At 61.2% G+C, this 20,489-nt stretch carries 17 protein-coding genes and 1 pseudogene; 8 read left to right on the top strand and 10 right to left on the bottom strand.

Going from position 1 to position 20,489, the window contains the following annotated elements:
- Nucleotides 1-249 (bottom strand): annotated as a pseudogene (locus tag M5B97_RS20955) (ribonucleotide-diphosphate reductase subunit beta); the annotation flags it as partial.
- A 249-nt stretch (nucleotides 250-498) separates the two neighbouring features.
- On the opposite strand from M5B97_RS20955, the gene M5B97_RS20950 reads away from it, so the two are divergent.
- The 5 genes from M5B97_RS20950 (at nucleotide 499) to M5B97_RS20930 (ending at nucleotide 5,514) form a co-directional block, all read left to right on the top strand.
- Entirely contained in the window at nucleotides 499-966 is a 468-nt protein-coding gene (locus M5B97_RS20950) for a GNAT family N-acetyltransferase (RefSeq protein WP_123716415.1), read from the top strand.
- Between the two features lie 117 nt (nucleotides 967-1,083).
- Nucleotides 1,084-1,596: a formaldehyde-activating enzyme gene (fae, locus tag M5B97_RS20945; protein ID WP_134661310.1), complete on the top strand. Its 513-nt coding sequence runs from the start codon at nucleotides 1,084-1,086 to the stop codon at nucleotides 1,594-1,596.
- Between the two features lie 10 nt (nucleotides 1,597-1,606).
- Complete coding sequence (locus M5B97_RS20940; RefSeq protein ID WP_248732556.1) at nucleotides 1,607-2,641, top strand: aldo/keto reductase; 1,035 nt, start codon at nucleotides 1,607-1,609, stop codon at nucleotides 2,639-2,641.
- The gene (locus tag M5B97_RS20935; RefSeq protein WP_248732555.1) at nucleotides 2,638-4,071 is read left to right on the top strand and encodes an NAD-dependent succinate-semialdehyde dehydrogenase; all 1,434 of its coding nucleotides are present in this window, start codon (nucleotides 2,638-2,640) and stop codon (nucleotides 4,069-4,071) included. The genes M5B97_RS20940 and M5B97_RS20935 overlap by 4 nt, the downstream gene beginning before the upstream one ends.
- A gap of 72 nt (nucleotides 4,072-4,143) precedes the next feature.
- Nucleotides 4,144-5,514: an MFS transporter gene (locus M5B97_RS20930; protein ID WP_248732554.1), complete on the top strand. Its 1,371-nt coding sequence runs from the start codon at nucleotides 4,144-4,146 to the stop codon at nucleotides 5,512-5,514.
- 105 nt (nucleotides 5,515-5,619) lie between these two features.
- Here the strand turns inward: M5B97_RS20930 and M5B97_RS20925 are convergent, their stop codons facing one another.
- From M5B97_RS20925 to M5B97_RS20890, 8 genes are all read right to left on the bottom strand, one after another.
- A complete protein-coding gene (locus M5B97_RS20925) occupies nucleotides 5,620-6,495 on the bottom strand; it encodes a LysR substrate-binding domain-containing protein (RefSeq protein ID WP_248732553.1) in 876 nt (291 codons plus the stop codon).
- Between the two features lie 139 nt (nucleotides 6,496-6,634).
- Nucleotides 6,635-7,804, bottom strand: a complete 1,170-nt coding sequence (locus M5B97_RS20920) for a hypothetical protein (protein WP_248732552.1) — start codon at nucleotides 7,802-7,804, stop codon at nucleotides 6,635-6,637.
- 83 nt (nucleotides 7,805-7,887) lie between these two features.
- Nucleotides 7,888-9,525, bottom strand: coding sequence for an ABC transporter ATP-binding protein (locus M5B97_RS20915; RefSeq protein WP_248732551.1), 1,638 nt, complete (start codon nucleotides 9,523-9,525; stop codon nucleotides 7,888-7,890).
- Between the two features lies 1 nt (nucleotide 9,526).
- A complete protein-coding gene (locus M5B97_RS20910; RefSeq protein WP_134661317.1) occupies nucleotides 9,527-10,363 on the bottom strand; it encodes an ABC transporter permease in 837 nt (278 codons plus the stop codon).
- Nucleotides 10,360-11,313, bottom strand: a complete 954-nt coding sequence (locus M5B97_RS20905; protein WP_248732550.1) for an ABC transporter permease — start codon at nucleotides 11,311-11,313, stop codon at nucleotides 10,360-10,362. Before M5B97_RS20905 ends, M5B97_RS20910 begins: the two co-directional genes overlap by 4 nt.
- A gap of 57 nt (nucleotides 11,314-11,370) precedes the next feature.
- Complete coding sequence (locus M5B97_RS20900) at nucleotides 11,371-13,005, bottom strand: ABC transporter substrate-binding protein (RefSeq protein WP_248732549.1); 1,635 nt, start codon at nucleotides 13,003-13,005, stop codon at nucleotides 11,371-11,373.
- A gap of 293 nt (nucleotides 13,006-13,298) precedes the next feature.
- Nucleotides 13,299-14,525, bottom strand: coding sequence for a Xaa-Pro peptidase family protein (locus M5B97_RS20895; RefSeq protein WP_248732548.1), 1,227 nt, complete (start codon nucleotides 14,523-14,525; stop codon nucleotides 13,299-13,301).
- A gap of 49 nt (nucleotides 14,526-14,574) precedes the next feature.
- A complete protein-coding gene (locus M5B97_RS20890) occupies nucleotides 14,575-15,456 on the bottom strand; it encodes a hypothetical protein (RefSeq protein WP_134661321.1) in 882 nt (293 codons plus the stop codon).
- Between the two features lie 105 nt (nucleotides 15,457-15,561).
- On the opposite strand from M5B97_RS20890, the gene M5B97_RS20885 reads away from it, so the two are divergent.
- Nucleotides 15,562-16,476 (top strand): LysR family transcriptional regulator, encoded by a 915-nt coding sequence (locus M5B97_RS20885; protein ID WP_248732547.1) that lies wholly within the window; start codon nucleotides 15,562-15,564, stop codon nucleotides 16,474-16,476.
- On the opposite strand, the gene M5B97_RS20880 is transcribed toward M5B97_RS20885, so the two are convergent.
- The gene (locus M5B97_RS20880) at nucleotides 16,414-17,649 is read right to left on the bottom strand and encodes an MFS transporter (protein WP_248732546.1); all 1,236 of its coding nucleotides are present in this window, start codon (nucleotides 17,647-17,649) and stop codon (nucleotides 16,414-16,416) included. The two genes, M5B97_RS20885 and M5B97_RS20880, sit on opposite strands and share 63 nt — an antisense overlap.
- Nucleotides 17,650-17,932: 283 nt before the next feature.
- Between M5B97_RS20880 and M5B97_RS20875 the strand changes: the two genes are divergently transcribed.
- Both M5B97_RS20875 and aldA read left to right on the top strand, forming a co-directional pair.
- Nucleotides 17,933-18,862: a LysR substrate-binding domain-containing protein gene (locus M5B97_RS20875; protein WP_248732545.1), complete on the top strand. Its 930-nt coding sequence runs from the start codon at nucleotides 17,933-17,935 to the stop codon at nucleotides 18,860-18,862.
- Between the two features lie 163 nt (nucleotides 18,863-19,025).
- A complete protein-coding gene (aldA, locus tag M5B97_RS20870; RefSeq protein WP_248732544.1) occupies nucleotides 19,026-20,450 on the top strand; it encodes an aldehyde dehydrogenase in 1,425 nt (474 codons plus the stop codon).
- Nucleotides 20,451-20,489 lie beyond the last annotated feature (39 nt).

The following is a 20,489-nucleotide window of genomic DNA, read 5'->3' as shown; positions in this document are numbered from 1 at the left end:
AACGGCGACGCGGGCGGAGGCGCCTTCGAGTTCGGCGAGGCCTTCGGCAATGTCGAGTTTGTCCAGGGCGGCCTTGGCGCGCACGATGGCGGCGGAGTCGCTGGCGGTGACGGCACGGGCTTCGAGGGCGGCTTTGGCACCGTCGCCGTCGAGGCGGTCCATGTTGGCTTCGGTAGCGTGGCCGGCGTTGGCGCCCTTGATCACCGCTGCACCGGTGTCTTCGTTGTCGACTTCATCCCAACTCAGCATTGAAATTCTCCTTTCCTGGTACTCGAAAAATAGGGGGCTGCAGGCTTCAGGGCATTGAAATACTGCGCAGAGTGTGGTCGGAAAATACCGAAGCTGCACACTATGTAGTGGTCTGTTCTGTTTGTGGGCACACTATATGGTGTGTGGTGAAACAGGTCAACGCACAACCTCTGCGGTCTGAGGTCGCTGCCGAAGGGCTATTGGGCTATAAAGCGTGGGTTCATTGAGCAGCGTTGGAATTTCAAGGGAATGAAAAAAATACTGATCCGAGCCGCCATGCTCGAAGACGCCGAAAGTATCTTCGAGGTGCATAAAAACTCCGTCGAAAACCTTTGCCATGGCGACTACAGTCCCGAGCAGATTGCCATGTGGCTCGACGGTCGCTCGCCCGAGAGCTACCGCGAGTCCATTGCCGCCGGCAATCTGTGGCTGGCGTACGCCGATACCCTGTTGGGTTTCGTCGAGATCGACGGCCATGAAGTCAGCAAGCTGTTTGTGCGCGGTGACGCAGCCGGGCAGGGCGTTGGTGCACGCTTGTTGAATGACGCCTTGCAGCGCATTAAAACCGCAGGCCATCCCAACGCGTACCTGGAAGCCACCCTCACGGCTGAAAAGTTCTATGCCGCGTTCGGTTTTCGCAAGGTCGGCGAGGGTACGTTCAGCCATGGCAACAGCCCGGTTTCCATCGAGATCATCAAGATGGAACTCGAGCTGTAACGGGGGCCATGAGAAAAACTCACACCCCCATGACTTTTAATGGTTACGACTGCTTCGAAGCCCAGTGCTAAAAATTCGCCAACAAGCTCCCCATAACAACAACGAGCGTTTGCGAAAATGAAAGCACTTGATCTGTACATCGGCGAAGGCTTCGAAGGCCCAGGCGTCAATGCTGCCCATATCAACATTCTCATTGGCCCCCGCAATGGCCCGGCGGGCCAAGCGTTTGCCACCAGCCTGGCGTCCCCCAGCCAGGGTCATTGCCCGTTCATGGTGATCGCCCAGCCGAATATCCCGGTCAAACCCATGACCCTCTATGTCAACAAAGCGGCCATCGGCAGCGACCTGCACGGCAACGCGACCTGGGGCGCCTCACAGGCCGGGATCGCCAAGGCGGTGCTCGAAGCCTTGCTCGACGGCACGCTGCCGGCCGAGGCCGAAGACGAGTGGGCGATTGTCACCGCCAACTGGGTCAACCCGGCCTGCGATGACCTCGATGCCGTCTACCTGAACAACTACAACGCCTGCCGCACCGCGATCCGCGCCGCCCTGAACGGCACGCCCTACACCGCGCAACTGGCTGACGTGGTCAACCACATCAGCAACCCTTTCTACACGCCGAAAGCCTGAGGAGACTGCCATGCAATATATCCGTTTGGGCAACTCCGGCCTGCAAGTCTCGCGTCTGTGCCTGGGCACCATGAACATGGGTACTCCGGACTGGAAACCGTGGATTTTCGACGAAAAGCAAAGCGAGCCGATCGTCGCCCATGCCCTGGCCAATGGGGTCAACTTCATCGACCTGGCCGACTTCTACTCTGCCGGTGTCGGCGAAGAAGTGGTGGGACGTATCCTCAAGCGCGTGGCGCGGCGTGACGAAATCGTGGTCACCACCAAGGTCGGCTACGGCACCCGCAGCGGCATCAACGCCAGTGGCCACTCGCGCAAACACATCATGGACAGCATCGACGCGTCCCTGAGCCGCCTGGGTATGGATTACGTCGACGTGTTCATGCTGCATTACTTCGATGTGAACACGCCGGTGGAAGAAACCCTGTGCGCGCTCAACGACATCGTGCGCTCCGGCAAGGCCCGCTACATCGGCGTGTCGACCATGCTCACGGGGCAGCTTGCAAAGATCTTGATGGCCTGCGAGCGCAACGGCTGGGTCAAGCCGATCAACATGCAACTGCAACTGAACTGCGCCTACCGCGAAGAAGAGCGCGAGATGATCCCGTTCTGCCGCGACCAGGGCCTGGGTGTCTCGGTGTTCAGCCCTCTGGCCCGTGGTTTGCTCACGGGCGAAGTGCAGTCGACGCGCAACCAGACCGACTTCTTCACCCAGCAGATGTACAGCGACCAGGCGTCGTTCGACATTGCCCACTCGGTACAACGTGTGGCCCGTGCCCGTGGTGTGTCCTACGCACAGATCGCCCAGGCCTGGGTCGCCAACCACCCCGGAGTCGACGTGATGCTGGTGGGCGCCGATACCACCGCGCAATTCGACAGTGCATTGGCAGCCCTCACCACCCAGTTGGACGCCGAAGAACTGCATGAACTGGAGCGCAATTACACCCCATGTGATGTGATCAACGACTACACCGCCGGCAAGCGCATTCTGCGTGAGGCCCGCCCGGGCCTGGACCGTTTCAACCTGACCGAGGCCGTGGCATGAACCCTCTGATCCGTACTGGCAACTACATCGACGGCCAATGGTCCAGCGGTGGCCCGACCTACCCGGTACTCAACCCCGCCACCGGTGCGCTGATCGCCGATGTGCAGCGTGCCGCCGCCGAAGAAACCCAACTGGCCATCGACGCCGCCGACCGGGCTTTGCCGGCCTGGCGCAAGCTCACCGCCAAGGAGCGCAGTCAGCGCCTCAAGCGCTGGAGCGAGCTGATGCTCGGCAACCAGAAAGACCTGGCCCACCTGCTCAGCCTGGAGCAGGGCAAACCCCTGGCCGAAGCCATGGGCGAAGTGGTCTACGCGGCGAGTTTTCTGGAGTGGTTCGCGGAAGAAGCCAAGCGCGCCTATGGCGACGTGATCCCGACCCACAAGGCCGATGCACGTATTCTTGTGACCAAGGAAGCGATTGGTGTAGTGGCGGCGATCACGCCGTGGAACTTCCCCCTGGCCATGGTCACCCGTAAGGTCGGGCCGGCATTGGCTGCCGGTTGCACCTTGATCCTCAAACCGTCGGAAGAGACGCCGCTGTCGGCGTTCGCCCTGGCGGTACTGGCTGAGCAGGCAGGCATTCCGGCCGGTGTCTTCAATATTGTCTCCGGCGATGCCGTGGCCATCGGTGGCGCGCTGCAGGCTTCCAGCGTGGTGCGCAAGCTGTCGTTCACCGGTTCCACCCGCACCGGCAAACTGTTGATGCGCCAGGCCGCCGACACCCTGAAAAAAGTCTCGTTGGAGCTGGGTGGCAATGCACCGTTTATTGTCTTCGACGATGCTGACCTGGACGCCGCCGTCAAAGGTGCCATGGCCTCCAAGTTCCGCAACACCGGGCAGACCTGCGTGTGCGTCAACCGCTTCTATATCCAGGACGGCGTGTACGAGGCGTTCACTCGCAAGCTGGCTGTCGCGGTGAGCGCCATGCGTGTGGGCAGTGCGCTGGACGGCGACACTGAACAAGGGCCGCTTATCAACGCAGCCGCCCTGGCCAAAGTCGAAGCCCATGTGGGGGATGCCTTGGAGAAGGGCGCCAAGCTGCTCTGCGGCGGCCGTCGGCATGCGCTGGGCGGCACGTTTTTTGAGCCGACCATCCTCACCGAAGCCCATGGCGACATGTTGATCGCCCAGGAAGAAACCTTCGGCCCGGTGGCCGCGTGCTTCCGTTTCACGGATGAGGCCGAAGTGCTGCAACGGGCCAATGACACGCCGTTTGGCTTGTCCGCCTACTTCTACAGCCGCGATATCGGCCGCGTGTGGCGCATGGCCGAGGGACTGGAAGCGGGCATGGTCGGTATCAACGAAGGGATCATCTCCACCGAAGTCGCGCCGTTTGGCGGCATCAAGGAATCGGGCCTGGGCCGTGAGGGTTCCAAGTACGGCCTGGAGGATTATCTGGAGATCAAATACCTGCTGATGGGAGGCCTGTAGCCTCTGATTTGAACCGGTGCCTGCATGGGCACCGGCTGTTACTCCGTCAAAAACAACAATATGGAGAACACCATGAGCGTACAAACCGTCAAAATCGACGACCTGCCGATCGGCCGTTTTCACCTTAAAATCGCCGGCCTGACCTTCGGCGCGCATTTCACCGACGGCTATATTCTCGGCCTGATCGGTATCGCTTTCACCCTGCTCAGTCCACAGATGCAACTCGACGCCTTCTGGCAAGGCTTGATCGGTGCGTCGGCGCTGATCGGTCTGTTCTTGGGCAGCCTGTTTTTCGGCTGGATCTCCGACACCCTTGGCCGGCAGAAAATCTTTCTGGTCAGCTTCGTCCTGATCACCGTAGCGTCGGTTATGCAGTTCTATGCCGAAACGGCCATGGGCCTGTTGCTGTGTCGCATCTTGATCGGCATCGGCCTGGGCGGCGATTTCAGTGTCGGCCACGCCATGCTTGCCGAGTTCTCACCGAAGAAACATCGCGGTGTGCTGCTCGGCTCGTTCAGTGTGATCTGGACGTTCGGTTATGTCGCCGCCACCTTTGTCGGCACGGCCATGCTCAACCTGGGCGACGACGCCTGGCGTTGGATGCTGGCATCTTCGGCGATCCCAGCCGGGTTGATCCTGATCGCCCGTATCGGCACCCCGGAATCGCCGCGTTGGCTGGTCAACCGTGGGCGCATTGCCGAAGCCCGTGCGATTGTCAAAAAACACCTGGGCGAGCACGTGCTGCTGGACGAAGAGCCGTCGGCACAGACCCGTTCCGGTTATGGCGTGTTGTTCAGCCGTGAATACCGCAAGCGCACTGCGTTCAACTGCCTGTTCTTCGTGTGCATCGTGATGCCGTATTTTGCGATTTATACGTTTTTGCCGTCGATCCTGCAGAAGATGGGGCTGTCCCAAGGGTTCGGCACCGAGTTGCTGCTCAACCTGTTGCTGATTGTCGGCGCGCTGCTGGGTATCTGGTGCACGGTGAAGTTCTCGCGCCGTGGCTTCCTGATCAACTCGTTCATCATCCTCGCGGCGGCCTTGTTCCTGCTCGCGGTATTACCGGGCAGCCTGGCGTGGCTGATGGTGCTGACGTTTGGTGTGTTCACACTGGTGTTGTCGGCGGTGAGCAATCTGGTGGGTGTGTTCCCGGCGGAAAGTTTCCCCACGGAAGTACGCGCCAGCGGCATTGGCCTGGCGACCGCGGTCAGTCGTTTGGGCTCGGCGATCAGTACGTTCCTGTTGCCGGTCAGCGTGGCCGGGATCGGCTTGAGCCCCACCATGGGCATTCTGGCGGCGATTCTGGTGTTCGGAGCAATTATCTCCTGGGCCTGGGCGCCGGAAACCAAGGCGCTGACCTTGAGCCAGGCATGCAAGGCGCAGAGTCCGGTCGATCAGCACGCGGTGCCGGGTGTGAAGAGGGCGGCGGTGGTCAGGGTGTAGGTGCAAGCCTGCTCCCACTTGCTTGCCGTGATCGGCTTGCTTTGCCGCTGCCGTCAGGGTGCAACTACCAGTAGTCGTTACCCGCATAACGGCTATGACTCAACATCAAGGATTGCTCACACCCTTCAACCACTGGGTAAACAACCGAACCTTGGATAACCCCTGCCTGTCCGCCGCCACATCCAGCCAATAGCCGTAAGGGCCGATCACTTCTACCGGGGTGATTGGCAGCAGGCTGCCGTTGGCCAGTTCGCGTTCGATCATCTGCCGGTCAATTACCGCCAGCCCTCCGCCCGCCAGGGCGGTGTGGATCACTTGGTCCAGGGTGCTGAATTCCAGGCCCTGGCCCGCATCGATATCGTCTCGGCCCATGGCCGCCAACCAGTTTTCCCAGACCGCCAGGCGCTTGCCGTCGTGCAGGATATGCAGCAGCGGGAAACGCCGCAGGTCGGGCGGTTGGCCGTTGGCAAACAACTCCGGGCTGGCCACGGCGATATGGCGCTCCATCACTAATAACTCACTGCTGCAATGCGTGTCCGCTTCGAGTCCGAAGCGAATCCGGCAGTCGATTTCGGCGAGGTTATCGTGGTGGCTCTGGTGAGTGACGCTGAGGTTGATATCCGGGTAGCGCTCACAAAACCGTCGCAAATGCGCCGACAGCCAGCGTGTGGCCCAGGTCGGTGGCGCAACGATGCGCAGCCGCTGGCGCAGGTTGGGTACGCGCACGGCTTGCAGGGCGCGTTCGATATGGTCAAAGGCGTCGCTCAAGTGTGGCGACAGGGCGAAGCCGGCTTCAGTCAGGGACAGGCCCTGGGGCGTTCGGACGAACAGGGCGACACCGAGGTAGTCTTCCAGTTGTTTGATCTGGCGGCTGACCGCGCCCTGAGTGACATTGAGGCCCACGGCAGCCTGGCTGAAACTGCGGTGGCGGGCGACTTCTTCGAAGACGCGCAGCATAGTGAGCGCAGGGAGGTGGCGCATGAAAAGAATTCCACACTTGTTGTTTTTATAGTGTTTTTTGCCGGCCTCATCGGCAACAGGCCACCACCCGCATTAATCGGCTGTGCGATCAAAATATGGGCGGTGGCTTGCCCGATGGCGTCATCGGCAACGCCGCCTATTAGAAGTAATAACCGATGTTCATGTACAGCTGATTCTCCCACTGGTTACTGCCCCCGGCGGCCAAACTCTGGGTATAGCTGCTGCCGCCGATGTACGGGTCGTTCTTGCCGATCAGCCATTCCGTGGCAATCCACAATTTACTGAACGAGAACGACGTACCGAGGATCACCCGTTGTGAGGTCTTGAAGTCATTGTCGGACTTGTCGAGGGCACTGTAGTTGGCATACAGCTTCACGCCGCTGATCTGATCGAACAGGTATTTGCCGCCCACGTCATAACTCAGGTCCGCCACATACAGGTTGCCGCGACTGGCCACGTTGAAGGTGCCGTCGTAGCCGCCCAGTGTGACCACGCCATTGGTGCCTTCGTTGCGCGGTGACATTTGTTGGCGCGCCGCCTGCAACTGCAGGCCCCACGGACCGTTTTTGCCGAGGTAGTGGATGGCCACGGCGTTGCGTCGACCGTCATTGCCGGTGTCTTTGTTTTCCAGGGTCGAGGTCAGGCCGGACAGGCCGACTTCGGATTTCCAGCCGCCCAGGTCCATGGCTTTGGCGACTCGTACCACGACGGTGTTGCGTTCCTGGTTATTGCTGCCATCGGCCACGTAGCTGTCGGCTTCGGAGATCACGCTGGAATAGGTCACCCCCTTGCTGGTGCCCTTGCCTTGCCAGGCGGGGCGCAGGTAGTAACCGGCCTGGATATTCCAGTCACCGCTTTGCTGGATGTACTTGGTACCCACCTGTTGCACATCTTCCAGGCCCACCACGTTGCCCAGGGTTTCATAGAAGGTGCTGCCGAAATACGGCTGCAAGCCGAACGGCACGGTGTTCAGGCCCACTTGAACTTGCTGGTCCGGGTTGAACTTGTAGCCCACCCAGGCGAACTTGGCGAACTGGATGTCGCCGTAGTTCTTGGTGTACTGGTAAGGGTAGGAACGCCCGTAGAAGCGGTACTGGGCCTCACCGATCCACGTGGCGGAGTTGTATTTGGCGCTGAGGAAGACGGTGTCAAGGCCGAACTTCTGAATGTCGCGGTCCGGATCATAGTCCCAGCGCGCCCGCACGGCGCCGCCAAGGTCGAGGTTGTCGGTGACCTGATAGGCCATGGCCGGTGCAGCGAGGGCACCGAGCACGGGGATGAGGGTGAAGTAGCGCATTGTTGGTCGCATGGTTTTACTCTCTTTTTTAGTTTTTTTGGGCAACAGCAGCCCATTGCCGCAGCGAACGCTGCGACGCAGGGAAAGGCTTGGATTCAGCGCGCGGCGGGGTGGATCAGCCTCAATGGCGGCCCGCTCGCAGGTAACTCAGAGGCCCCGGGTGCAGCAGCGAGAAGGGCCTGGGTGTAGCTGTTCTGTGGGCGCAGCAACACCTGTTCGGCGCTGCCGTACTCCACCACTTCGCCTTGGCGCATCACCGCAATGTGGTCGCTGATCTGCGCCGCCACGCGCAGGTCGTGGGTGATAAACAGGATGCTCAGGTTCAACTGCTGCTGCAGGTCGGCCAACAATTCCAGTACCTGCTTTTGCACCGACACATCCAGCGCCGATACGCTTTCATCGGCGATCAACACCTCCGGGCGCATCGCCAGGGCGCGGGCGATACCGATGCGTTGGCGTTGGCCGCCGGAAAACTGCCGGGGCTTGCGCTGCAAGGCGTCGCGCTTGAGGCCGACGCGCACCAGCAGATCACCGGCCTCGACCCAGGCATCTTTGGCCGACAACCCGCGTAACTGCGCGGCGCGGGCGATGATGTCGCCGACGCGGTGCCGCGGGTTCAAAGAGCCGTACGGGTCCTGAAAAATCATCTGGATGCGCCGCCGATTGGCTGCCAATGCGGCACCGCTCAAGGCGAGGAAGTCGGTATCACCCACCCACACATGCCCACTGTCACTGTCCACCAGGCGGATGGCGGCCTTGACCAAGGTGCTTTTGCCTGAGCCGGACTCACCGACAATTGCCAGGGTCTTGCCCCGTGGCAGGTTCAGCGACACATTGCGCAGCGCCGCCACTGCGCGCCCGCCGACGTCGTAGGTCTTGGTCAGGTGCTCGATACGCAGCGCCATTTCGCCATCGGCGCACGGCGCACGCAGTTCGGGATGCAACGCCGGCACTGCGGCAATCAGCTTGCGCGTGTAGGCATGGGCCGGCGCATTCAGCACCTGGTCACGCTCGCCGATTTCTACCAGGCGGCCGCCTTCCATCACGCCAATGCGGTCGGCAATCTGCGCCACCACGCCGAAATCGTGGGTAATGAACAGAATGCCGTGCTGGCCACGCCCACGCAGGTCGTGCACCAGCTTCAACACCTGGGCCTGGGTGGTGACGTCGAGGGCTGTGGTCGGCTCGTCAGCGATCAACAAGTCAGGGTTCATCGCCAAGGCCATGGCGATCACCACGCGCTGGCACTGACCGCCGGACAACTGGTGGGGGAAACTGTTGGCGATGCGCGGCGGATCCGGTAGTTGGGTGGACTCCAACAGCGCGAGCATGCGTTCGCGGCGCTCGGCGGCGGGCATCTGCGCGGCGTGAATCTCGAAGATTTCCTCGACTTGCCTGCCGATGCGAATCGCCGGATTCAACGCGGCCATGGGTTCCTGGAAAATCATCGCGATGCGGTTGCCGCGCAATTGGCGCAGCCGCGCCTCATCCAGGGCGCAGATGTCCTCGCCGCAGAACTCGATCGCTCCACCGGCATGGCGCAGGCCCTTGGCGTAATCACCCATGATCGCCGCCGACAATACCGACTTGCCCGAGCCGGATTCACCTATCACGCAGAGGATTTCGCCCTTGCGCACGTCCAGGCTGATGCCATGCACGGCGTGGCTGCGGTCGGCGCCGGCGGGTAGTTCAATCGACAGGTTGTGCACACGTAGTACGGGTTCCGGGTTCATCTCAACTCCTTGCGCCTTGCTGGGCGTTTTCATCCAGGCCATCCGCCAGCAGGCTCAAGCCCAGCATCAGGGTGGATATGGCAATGCACGGGAAGATCACCAGGTGCGGGAAGGCGATGGCCATGGCGCGGCCGTCGTTGATCATGCCGCCCCAGTCCGGGGTCGGCGGCGGCAGGCCGAGGCCAAGGAAACCCAGGGCGCCGATCATGATCGCGGTGTAGCCGATGCGCAGGCAGAAATCCACGATCAACGGCCCTCCGCAGTTGGGCAGGATCTCCACCAGCATGATGCGCAACGCGCCTTCGCCTTGGGTGATGGCGCTGAGTACGTAGTCTCGGGAACGAATGTCGATGGTCAACGCACGCATGATCCGAAAGATCGCCGGCGCACTGGTGAAGGTCACCGCAATCAGGATGTTCAGCGCCGAAGCGCCGAGGGCGATGATGATCACGATGTACAGCACCAGCACAGGGAACGACAGCACGGTGTCAGCTACATACGACAGCACGGCGTCGACCCAACCATTGAAGTAACCGGCGCACAGACCCATGGCAATGCCCACCGCGAAGGCGGTGAGGGTGGCCAGGATCGACCAGAGCAACACGGTGCGCGTGCCCCAGATCAGCCGCGAAAGGATGTCACGACCGATCATGTCGGTGCCCAGCAGGAAGCTCTGGTGGTTGTCGCCGACGCTCATCGGCGTCAGCAGTGGTGTGAAGCTTTCCAGCGGATCATGGGGCGCGAGCCACGGCGCGAGCAACGCGGTCACCACCCAAGTGCCTACTAGCAGCAGGCCGAGCAACGCCAAGGGGTGTTTGAAGGCTTGAAGGCGGTTCATTGAGTACCTCCGCCGAAACTGCGCAGGGTGATGCGCGGGTTGAGCCAGGTGTAGGCCAGGTCCGAGAAGATCTTGGTGATGCCCACCACCACCGCGCTGACCATGGCGCAGGCTTCGATCAGGTAAACGTCATGGTTCAGCGATGCGGTGTAGAGCAGCGAGCCGAAGCCCTTGTAGGCGAAGAACACCTCGACCACGATGACGTTGGACAGCAGCCAAGGGATGTACAGCATGATGACGGTGATGGGGGCGATCAGCACATTGCGCAGGGCATGACGCACCACGATGCGTGCGGTGGAGGCGCCCTTGAGACGCGCCGTGCGGATGTACGGCGACTGCATCACTTCGACCATCGACGCTCGGGTAATGCGCGCCAGGTAGCCGATGCCGAACAGACTCAGCACCATCAGCGGTAACACCAATTGCATCGCGCTGAAACCGTCGCTCATGCTGCTTACGCCTGGCAGCCAGTTGAGCCAGAACACAAAGAGCGCCGAGACGAACACCGCGCTGGCGAAGTCGGGAATCGACGTGGTGACGATCGCCAGGAACGACACCAACCGGTCGAGCAGTGAGCCTTGGCGAATACCGGCGAGAACGCCCAGCGTCAACGCCACGGGCACCATCACCAGCAAGGCCAGCCCGGCGAGGGTCAGGGTTTGCGCCAGGTTGGGCAGCAACAGCTTGATCACCGATTCGCGGAAGTACACCGAGGTGCCCCAATCGCCGCTGACAAAGTCCTTGAGCCAAGACAGGTAGCGCCACAAAAACGGTTGGTTGTAGCCGTGCTCCACCAGCCACGCCGCGCGCTGGTCGGCGGCGGAGTAGGGGCCGAGGACATTGATGGCGACGTCTTCGATGTTGAGTTCCAGGGCCAGGAACACAATCAGTGACACCGACAGCAGGGTCGCCAGCAATGCCAATAATTTACGCAATAGAAAATGAGCCATGGGTGCATGCTCCGACGGATGATGGGAGACCTGCCCGCACAGGCGGGCAGCGTTGACTCAAACGCTCAGCCAGACATTGCCCATGGGGTAGAAGTCAGAGGGGTGTACCTGGAAGCCCTGGACCTTTTTGCTCACGGCCGTGAACTTGTCGCCCCAGAACGGCTGCACGATCACGCAGGCGTCTTGCAGGATCTGCTCGACGCTTTGCATGGCCACTGCCCGTGCTTTGGGGTCGATGATGCCCATGGCTTTGTCCAGCGCGGCATCGAAGGCGGGGTCGATGTAATGGCTTTCGTTCCAGGCACCACCGCCGCGATAAGCCAGCTCCAGGGACATCACCCCCAGCGGGCGATGGGCCCAGTAGGTGAGGCTGAATGCGGCCTTGTCCCAGATCGGCCAGTACTGTGCGGCAGGCACCACTTTGAGGTTGATGCGAATCCCGGCCTCCAGGCAGTTCTGTTGCAGGATCTGCGCGCAGTCCTGCTCATAGCGGCCCTGGGTGTTGCCGACGATCAGGTCGATGTCCAGGCCATTGGCAAAGCCGGCCTCGGCCAGTAACTGCTTGGCGGCTGCCACGTCGCGGTTGCGCTTGGGCAGTGGGAAATATTCGGGATGGGACGGCGCCACATGGTGGTCTTCGCCCAAGGTGCCCATGCCGCGATAGGCGATCTTCAGCATCTGCGCATTGTCGGCGCACAGCACCACGGCTTTGCGCACGCGCAGGTCGGTGAACGGCTTCTGGTCGCAGGCCATGCGCATCACCACGGTTTGCGCGGACTTGCAACTGAGCAACTGCGCGCCCGGCAAGCGCTTGGCCAGGTCCAGCTCTGCCACGGTCACCCGGTACAGCACGTCGACCTGGCCGGCCTGCAGGGCGGCCAGGTGAGTGGACACGTCGGTGCCCATGTCGATGTAGCGCACCTCGTCGAGGTTGGCGGGCTTGCCCCAGTAGTCGACACGCTTGGCAAAGGTGGCTTGCTTGTTCACCGCGAATGACACCAGCGTGAAGGGCCCGGTGGCCAGCGGATTTTTCGACCAGTCGTCACCCGCCTTGAAGCTGCGGTGCACGATGGCGCAGGTGAAGGCGTTGAGCATCTCCGGGATCGCCAGCATCGGCCGCTTGAGTTGCAGGCGGAACTGGTAGTCGCTGACTTTTTCGAAGGCTTTGATGTCCTGGAACGCGGTGCGGTTGACCGACTTGGAGTCGGCGGCAATCCAGCGTTCGATGTTGTGTTGCACATCGTCGACGTTGAAGCGGTCGCCGTTGCTCCACTTTACGTCCTGGCGCAGGTTGAAGGTCCAGGTGGTGAGGTCCTCGGACGGGCTCCAGCTTTCGGCGAGATAAGGGTGGGTGATGTTGTCGGCGTCGACCCAGGTCAGGTATTCCAGGGAGTTACGCAACAGATTCGAGGCTTCGATCCAGGTGATCAGCATCGGGTCCTGGATTTCCTGGATCGCACAGGCAAAGCGCAGGCTGCCGCCCTGGCGCGCGGGCGTGGCGTCGGCGGCCCGGGCCTCGTTGCCTAGCAGGGCCGAGCCCAGAAAGGTGCTGGCGCTGGCGACGGTGACGCCCAGCAGCGCAGCGGTACGCAGAAATTGGCGACGGTTTATCTCACCGCTTTTTACTTGCGCGCACAGGTTATCAACGGCTGGATGCGGCAGGGAGCCGTCCAGGGTAGTCAAGTCTTTCATAAGCCTCTCCGGAACTTGCGAATATGCGTTTTTGTTGAACCGCAAGGGTCAGTGGCAGGCGCAGCAACGGCGCAGCACGGACCTCTGTGAAACCGGCAGAAGAACAAAACACAACGAATTCAGGAGGCGGGCGATGGGATAGGACATAGGGCAGCTCTCATGTTGTTTTTATTAGAGATGCCCGCAGTTTTGTCATTTACACAACGATGGACAAACGACAAATTCTGCGCAGTAACCTTCTATAAATGCATGTTACAGATCCGTCCCACGGCCGCCTGTGTTGCTGGACCGGTTCAGCGCGGCAATAGGCGCGCATCGAACGGGTAATCGGAGAGCAGCTCGATGCCGTGCTCGTGAATGTAGATCTGTTCTTCGAGCTTCACGCCTTCGCCGCCGTCGTCGTGGCCAATGTAGCTTTCCACGCAGATGGTCATGCCGGCTTCGAATACGCCGTCGTAGCCCAGCGCATCAATGTCCTCACGGTGCACCACGTAAGGGTATTCACCGGTCATGCCAACCCCGTGCACCAGGGCGAAATAGCGGTTGTTTTTGTAATGCTCGGGGATCTTCCAGGCCATCTCGGCGTATTCCTTGAAGCTACGGCCGGCCTTGAGCATTTCCACGTTGGTCTGCACCTGTTCATAGGCGAGCTTGTACAGTTCCTGCTGCCGCGCGGTGGCGGGTTGATCGCCACACAGGAACGTGCGGGAAAAGTCGGCGTAGTAACCGAAGCGCCCGACCACGTCCGTGTCCAGTGCAACCAGATCACCGGCCTCGATAGGCCGCGTGCTGCATTCCTGGAACCACGGGTTGGTGCGCGGCCCGGAGGACAGCAGGCGGGTTTCGACGTAGTCGCCGTCAGTGGCGATCACATGCTGGTGCAGGTGCGACCACAGTTCGTTCTCGCTGATGCCCGGCACCAGCTTGCTTTCCATCAGGCGCACCCCCGCCTCGGTGGCGCGCAGGCTGGCGCGGATCATCTTCAGCTCATTGGGTACCTTGATGCAGCGCGCTCGCTCCAGGGGTTCCTGGGCGTCGAATACCTGGTAGCCGAGGCGTTGCAGTTCGAATGCGGCGGCCGAGGTGGCGCTCTCGATGGCGATGCGTTTACCGCCGCCGCACTGGCGTACCAGTTCGTCGATTTCGGCAGCCCAGTCGGCGGTGACATTGCTCAGGAAACTGTCGCAAAAGTAATAAGAGATGGCTTTGGCCGGGCGCACTTCGTCCACGGTATTGAGGGTGTCGGCCAGGTGCAGGCAGCCGCCGAACTCGAAGATCACCACCGGGCCTTCTGCCGGGATAAAGGCATAGCGCGCCGGGTTGCGTGCCGAATACACCTGCATGTTGCGCGAGCCGGTGGCGTAGCGCATATGGGTGGGGTCGAACAGCACGCAGGCGGCGTAGTCGCGTTTTTTTAGTTCATTGCGTACCCGTTGCAGCCGGTCCAGCTGGATCTGCTGGACTTCGTCATAGGTGGGTTCGCAGTCGGCGGGGTTGCGGTTCGGGCCGGACAGACTCATGGGTGTTCCTCGCAGGGCAAATACGGTTCTGGGTTTTCAGGGCTGTGAATCAGTCGAGCAACTGGTCGCTGCGCACCAGGTTGCGTTCGGCTTGCAGATGAGCCTCGGACAGGCGTCCGTAAAGCTGTTTGGTGCGTTGGGCGCGGCCGATGATTCCGGGCTTTTCCGAGTAGGCGAAAATCGCCGTGTTGCGCTCTATGGCGCCTTCCACGCGGGTGACGCGGTGAACCGAGAAGCGGCCTTTGAAGATCTGCAGGTCGCCGGGGTTGAGCTCCAGTTCCTGTACGCGCGAGCGGTCTTCACCGCGCACCACTTTGCCGACCGCGCCGAGATTTTCCTGGCTGCGCGAGCGGATCATCGGCGCGTACTCGAACAGGCCGCCGGCCTCGGGTTTCTGGGTCATCATGCTGACGATGAATTCGTTGGTGTCGAAGTGCCAAGGCTGTTCGGTGCCTTCTGGCATTACGTTGATCACCAACCCGGCGAAGGGGTCGGCGTATTCGAAAATCTCCGGTTCATCCAGGCAGGCGCCGATAAAGCGTTTCATCATGGGTGAGACGTACAGACGGTGGATGATCGCGTCAGGGGCAATCATGTCGCGGGTCACAAAGCCGCTGGTGCGCTCCATGAATGTGCGGCGCGGGTCATCCTGGGGCAGGCTGGGGTCATCTTCGGTGAAGTAGGCGTTGACCTTGCGCACCGAGTAAAACGTCTTGCCCGACAGTGCCTGGCCTTCCAGGCGCGCCTGTTCCAGTACTTCGGGGCGCAGGAAGTTCTTCAGCAGGCAGCAACCGTCTTCGGCCAGTTCGGCCCGTGCATGTTCAATGAGTGCCCGTAATTGAACATGGCCCGAATCATGTATGGGATAAAGTTCGGTATTAACGATGTCGCTGATATCACCGGTTTCGGCATCGGCAAGTTTAAGACTCATACACGTCTCCTGAAGTCGGTTGTTGTGTTGAGTTGATAGTTGCGTAAAGCGCTTTGAAGTGGAAATTACAAGTTGTGATCGAATCCATCGGCAGGGGCGATAGTTATGTCAGGCGAACTGGATGGCGGCTTACTTAAAGTATTTGTGGCAATTATCGAGTGCCAGGGGTTCTCGGCCGCTGCCGAGCGTCTGCATAAAACCCAGTCCACCGTCAGCCAGAGTTTGCAGCGACTGGAAGAGATTGTCGGCACGCCGTTGATCCACCGCACCAGCCGCTCCATCGGCCTCACGCCGAGCGGGGAAACCTTTCTGATCTATGCCCGGCAAATCCTCAAGCTGCACGTTGAGGCGGTCAATGCCGCGCAGTTGCCCAATGAGCAGGTGTGCATCCACCTCGGCATGCCGGAGGACTATGCCGAATACTGCCTGGGTGGGATGCTCAAGGACTTCCAGGCACAGTTTGCCCAGGTGCGCCCGGATATCTGCTGCGAGATGTCTACCGCGCTGGTCAGCCGCTTGTTCCGGGGCGAGCTGGATCTGGTGCTGGGGGTTGAGCATGCCGGCCTGCAGCCGGGGGAGTACCTGTGCGATGAGCCGCTGGTATGGGTGGCGGCACCGAGTTGGAGTGGCGTGGGGCGCCAGTCGGTGCCGCTGGCGGTGTACGCCGAGGGCTGCGCGTTCAGGGCCAATGCCGTGCAGGCGCTGGCCCATGCCGGGCGTTCGTGGCAGGTGGTCTACACCAGCCAGAGCCCGCGGGGGATTGCGATTGCCATCGAGCAAGGACTGTCCGTGGGCGTTATGGCGCAGCGTTTGGTGCCGCAGGGCTGGCAAATCCTCGACGAGCGCCAGGGCTTTCCGCCGATTGCCCCGGCACGCCTGATGTTCTGGCGCTCAGTCGGTTGCCAGGTGCCGGAAGTGGACGCACTGGTGCAGATTCTGCAGCGTCAGTTGGGCGATTCAGGGGATCGGCACCCCCGGCGCTTCCACAGCCTTTCCACGTGCCATGCGCTTGAGCAATAGCAGGCTGGCCAAGACCCAGCCGGCGATCCAGGCATGCACCACGGCAAACTCGCCGCTGACCTGCAACAGCCAGCCGCACAGTGCATTGGCCGTGGCGCTGGCCAGGCCATAACTGACCATGCTCAGGCTGACTACCTGCAGGCTGTGCACCGGCTCCAGGCGAGCACTGAGGTAGGCCGCCATCAAGCCCCAGGACGGGAAATAAAACAGCGCAAACAATCCGGCGGCCCACCCACTGAGCAACAGGCTGGGATGACCCAGCAGGCCGAGCATGGCCAGGCCGAAGGCGCCGATACTCCACGCCATGACCCGCAGCGCACCCCAGCGATCGGCCAATGCTCCGAGAAGCAACCCGCCGACGGCGCCACCGATGCCGATCAGTGTCCACAGCGTCCCGGTCACGGTTGCGCCGGCCTGCAACTGATCGCTGACAAACGCCGATAGAAAGTTGAGAAACGGCCCACTGATCGCGCCGATAAACCCGCTGAGCAATACAATCTGCAGGGCCACCGGCTGCTCGAGGCACAGGCGCAGCCATTGCTTGAACACCTGCCTGAACGTAGGCGGCGCCATAGCGGAGCGGGGCGCTTGCTCCGTGTGGGGCGCCAAGGCCCATAGCGTCAGCAACGTGACCAGCAGCGTCAAGCCTGCGCAAATCAACCAGAACTGGCGCAAGGACAAGCCCTGCAGCAATGCAATCAATAGCCCGTTCAAGCAGATTGCAAAGGCCGCTCCCGATGAAGCCAACCCCAGGACACGGCTACGGTGGCTGGCCGGGATGACCTCACGCGCCAGGGCCGCAATCGCGTTCCAGTTCGACACCGCGCACGCCGACACCAGCGCCAGGCACAGGGCAAACGGCAGCACCCACGGCGTGGCGACGGCCAGCGCCAGCAGTACCGGGCTCAACATGATCGTCAGGCGTACCATGGTGCGCGGGCTCACCCACGCGGCGGCAATGCCGCTGGCAATCGAAGCCCCCATGTAGAACAGCTGCAACAATGCGGCAATCAGGGCGGCCTGGCTGTAGCTCAACGCAAATAACTCACGGATCTGCGGCAATAACGCCGAATACAGGAAAATACTGAAACCGTGGGTGGTCGCATTGCAAGCGGTAAAGACAAGTGCCAGCAGCCCCATACTTCGTCGCGATGAGACAGTTGTTTTCGACATCGTGCGACCCGGAGTTAATGAATGAGCTAGTTATTGAGCAGACTAACTTTTGTAGCAGGTCAGCCACCAATGCTTAATTGTCTTAGTGTGCATGCGTAATACGCGTGCTATTTATTCGATAACGACCTCATCCGTCGAAAAACGACGCGCAGGGTTAAAGAACATCGTTTTTCCAGCCGCGTGGGGTGCTACCGCTGACCTGATACAAAAAGGTATGTTGTGGGTAAAGTTCCTGCGTTGCCGTGGGATTTCGTTTCCTTGCCAGCGACTGTCGAGTGCCCCCATGAAACGCAAGATGCCCGGTCTCAATGCCCTCAAAGCCTTCGAAGTCGCCGGCAGCACCGGCAGCTTTACCCGGGCGGCGGAGTTGTTGAACGTGACCCAGAGCGCGGTCAGCCGCCAGGTGCGCCAGCTTGAAGAGCAGCTGGGGGAGAGCCTGCTGGAGCGACGCCACCACCACCTCGAACTCACCAGCGCCGGGCGCGTATTGCTGCGGGCGCTGCACCAGTCCTTCGACAAGATCGAGCTGACGGTGCGTAGCATCCAGCAGAAAACCCATTCCAACCGGTTGCATATCAACGCTCCGCCGACCTTTACCAGCCGCTGGTTGATGCCGCGCCTTGGACGTTTGCGCGAGGCGCATCCCGAGTTGGAACTGAGCATCACCACCTGCCTGCAGGACAGCCTTGCGCAAACCAGCACACTCGATTGCGCCATTCGTTTCGGCAACGGTGAATGGGACGGGCTGGACAGTTCGCTGTTGATCCAGGAGCGGCACATTGCGGTGTGCGCGCCGTCGCTGTATGCCCGGGAATGCAGTGATGGTGTAGACCTGAATCGCATGACGTTGTTGCATGTGTTGGCCAGTGAGGACCAGCGTTACCTGACGTGGAAGCATTGGCTGGACGCGGCGCGGATTCATGGCGTCGATACCCAGGGCGGATATGAATTCGACCTGCTGGACCTGGCGATCCGCGCGGCCACGAATGGGTTGGGAATTACCATTGCGGACTGGCATATGGTCGCGGCGGAACTGGCCAGCGGGCAGTTGACGCAAGTGTTGAATGTGCACGTGGAGGGCCATCAGTCGTATTGGCTGGTGACTCGGCCGGAGCAGACGGATATGCCGCAGTTGCAGGTGTTCGGGCAATGGTTGCAGGAGGAGATCTGGTTGGCGCAGCGCCAGCTTGAGCCATCTACGGCGGCGGTCTGATTGGGTGCCTATCCGCCATTGCCTGAAAACGGACAGGTAACCGCGTCACTGTCCATAACCTGCATTTTTCTCACGTTACCCCACCCAATAAGTCGTTTGCCCACCGCCCTGACTGCGACAAAACTGCATGTCACTCGCAAAACAACAACGTTGGGCAAACCACATGCAATTCGAGCGCAATTTCTACAACGGCCAGTTCGTCGAGCCGGCCAGCGACGCCCTGATCGCCGTCTACAACCCTGCCGATGAAACCCTCGCAGGCCACGTCAGTGCGGCCACCGCCGATGAAGCCATCGCCGCCGTCGACGCCGCCGCCATCGCCCAGAAAACCTGGGGTAAGCTCACCAGCATCGAGCGTGCCGAGCACCTTCGCGCGTTTGCCGATGCCCTCGACAGCCGTGCGGTAGCCATCGGCACGGCCCTGGCGAGCGAGTCCGGCAAGAGCGTCAGTGATGCCAGCAACGAAGCCCGTTATGCCGCGCAAATCACCCGTTACCACGCCGAATGGGCACGCCGTATCGAAGGCGAGATCATCCCCAGCGACACCCCGGACGAAAACCTGTTCCTGCACCGTGAGCCGATTGGTGTGGTGGCGTGCCTGATTCCGTTCAACTACCCGGTGTACACCTTGCTGCGCAAGATCGCCCCGGCGCTGATTGCCGGTAATACCGTGGTGGTACGCCCGAGCAATAACACGCCGCTGTCGGCGTTTGAAATCGCCAGGGCGGTGGCTGCCGCCGGGATTCCTGCCGGTGTGATCAATATCCTGACCATGGACCATGCGACCGCCGCCAGCGTCTGCACCCACAAGGCCGTCGGCCTGATCACTCTCACCGGCAGCGTGAACGCCGGGCGTATCGTGCTGGATTACTGCAAGGCCAACATCGCCAAGCCGTCCCTGGAACTGGGCGGCAAGACGCCGGCGATCATCGAGGCCGATGCCGACCTGGAAAAAGCCGCCAGTGCCATCGTCGCCTCCAAGACCACGCACTGCGGCCAGCTGTGCACAGCGGTGGAGCGGGTGTATGTGCATGAAAGCGTCTACGACAGGTTCCTCGCACTGCTGAAAGCCAAGATCAGCGCAGTGAAGTTCGGCGACCGCGCCAAGGATGAAAGCCTGATGGGCCCGCTGGTCAACGCCAGTTCCCGGAAGACTATCCACGCCATGGTCCAGCGTGCCGTCGCCGACGGTGCTGTACTGGAAACAGGCGGCGTGTTGCCTGAAGGGGCGGGGCATTTCTACCCGCCGACCTTGCTCGGCAACTGCCGGCAGGACATGGAAATCATCCAGGAAGAAATCTTCGGCCCGGTACTGCCGGTGCTCAAGTACCGCGACATCGATGAAGCGCTGGCCATGGCCAACGATCATCAGTTCGGCCTGTCTTCGGTGCTGTACACCGAGAACTACCGCACGGCGATGAAAGTGGCGAATGCCATCGAGGCCGGCGAGTTGTACGTCAATCGCACCCCGGCCGACCCGTATCAGGGCTTTCACGCCGGTTGGAAACGCTCGGGGCTGGGCGGCGATGACGGTAAGCACGGGATGCTTGAATTCACCCAGACCCGCCTGGTGGTCATGAAGTACTGACACACGCACACCTGCCTGATGCCAGTCAGTTAAGAAGGA

The sequence above is a fragment of the Pseudomonas sp. MWU13-2517 genome (assembly GCF_023242545.1).
Classification (GTDB): domain Bacteria; phylum Pseudomonadota; class Gammaproteobacteria; order Pseudomonadales; family Pseudomonadaceae; genus Aquipseudomonas.
This window is presented reverse-complemented; position numbering and strand designations above follow the sequence as displayed.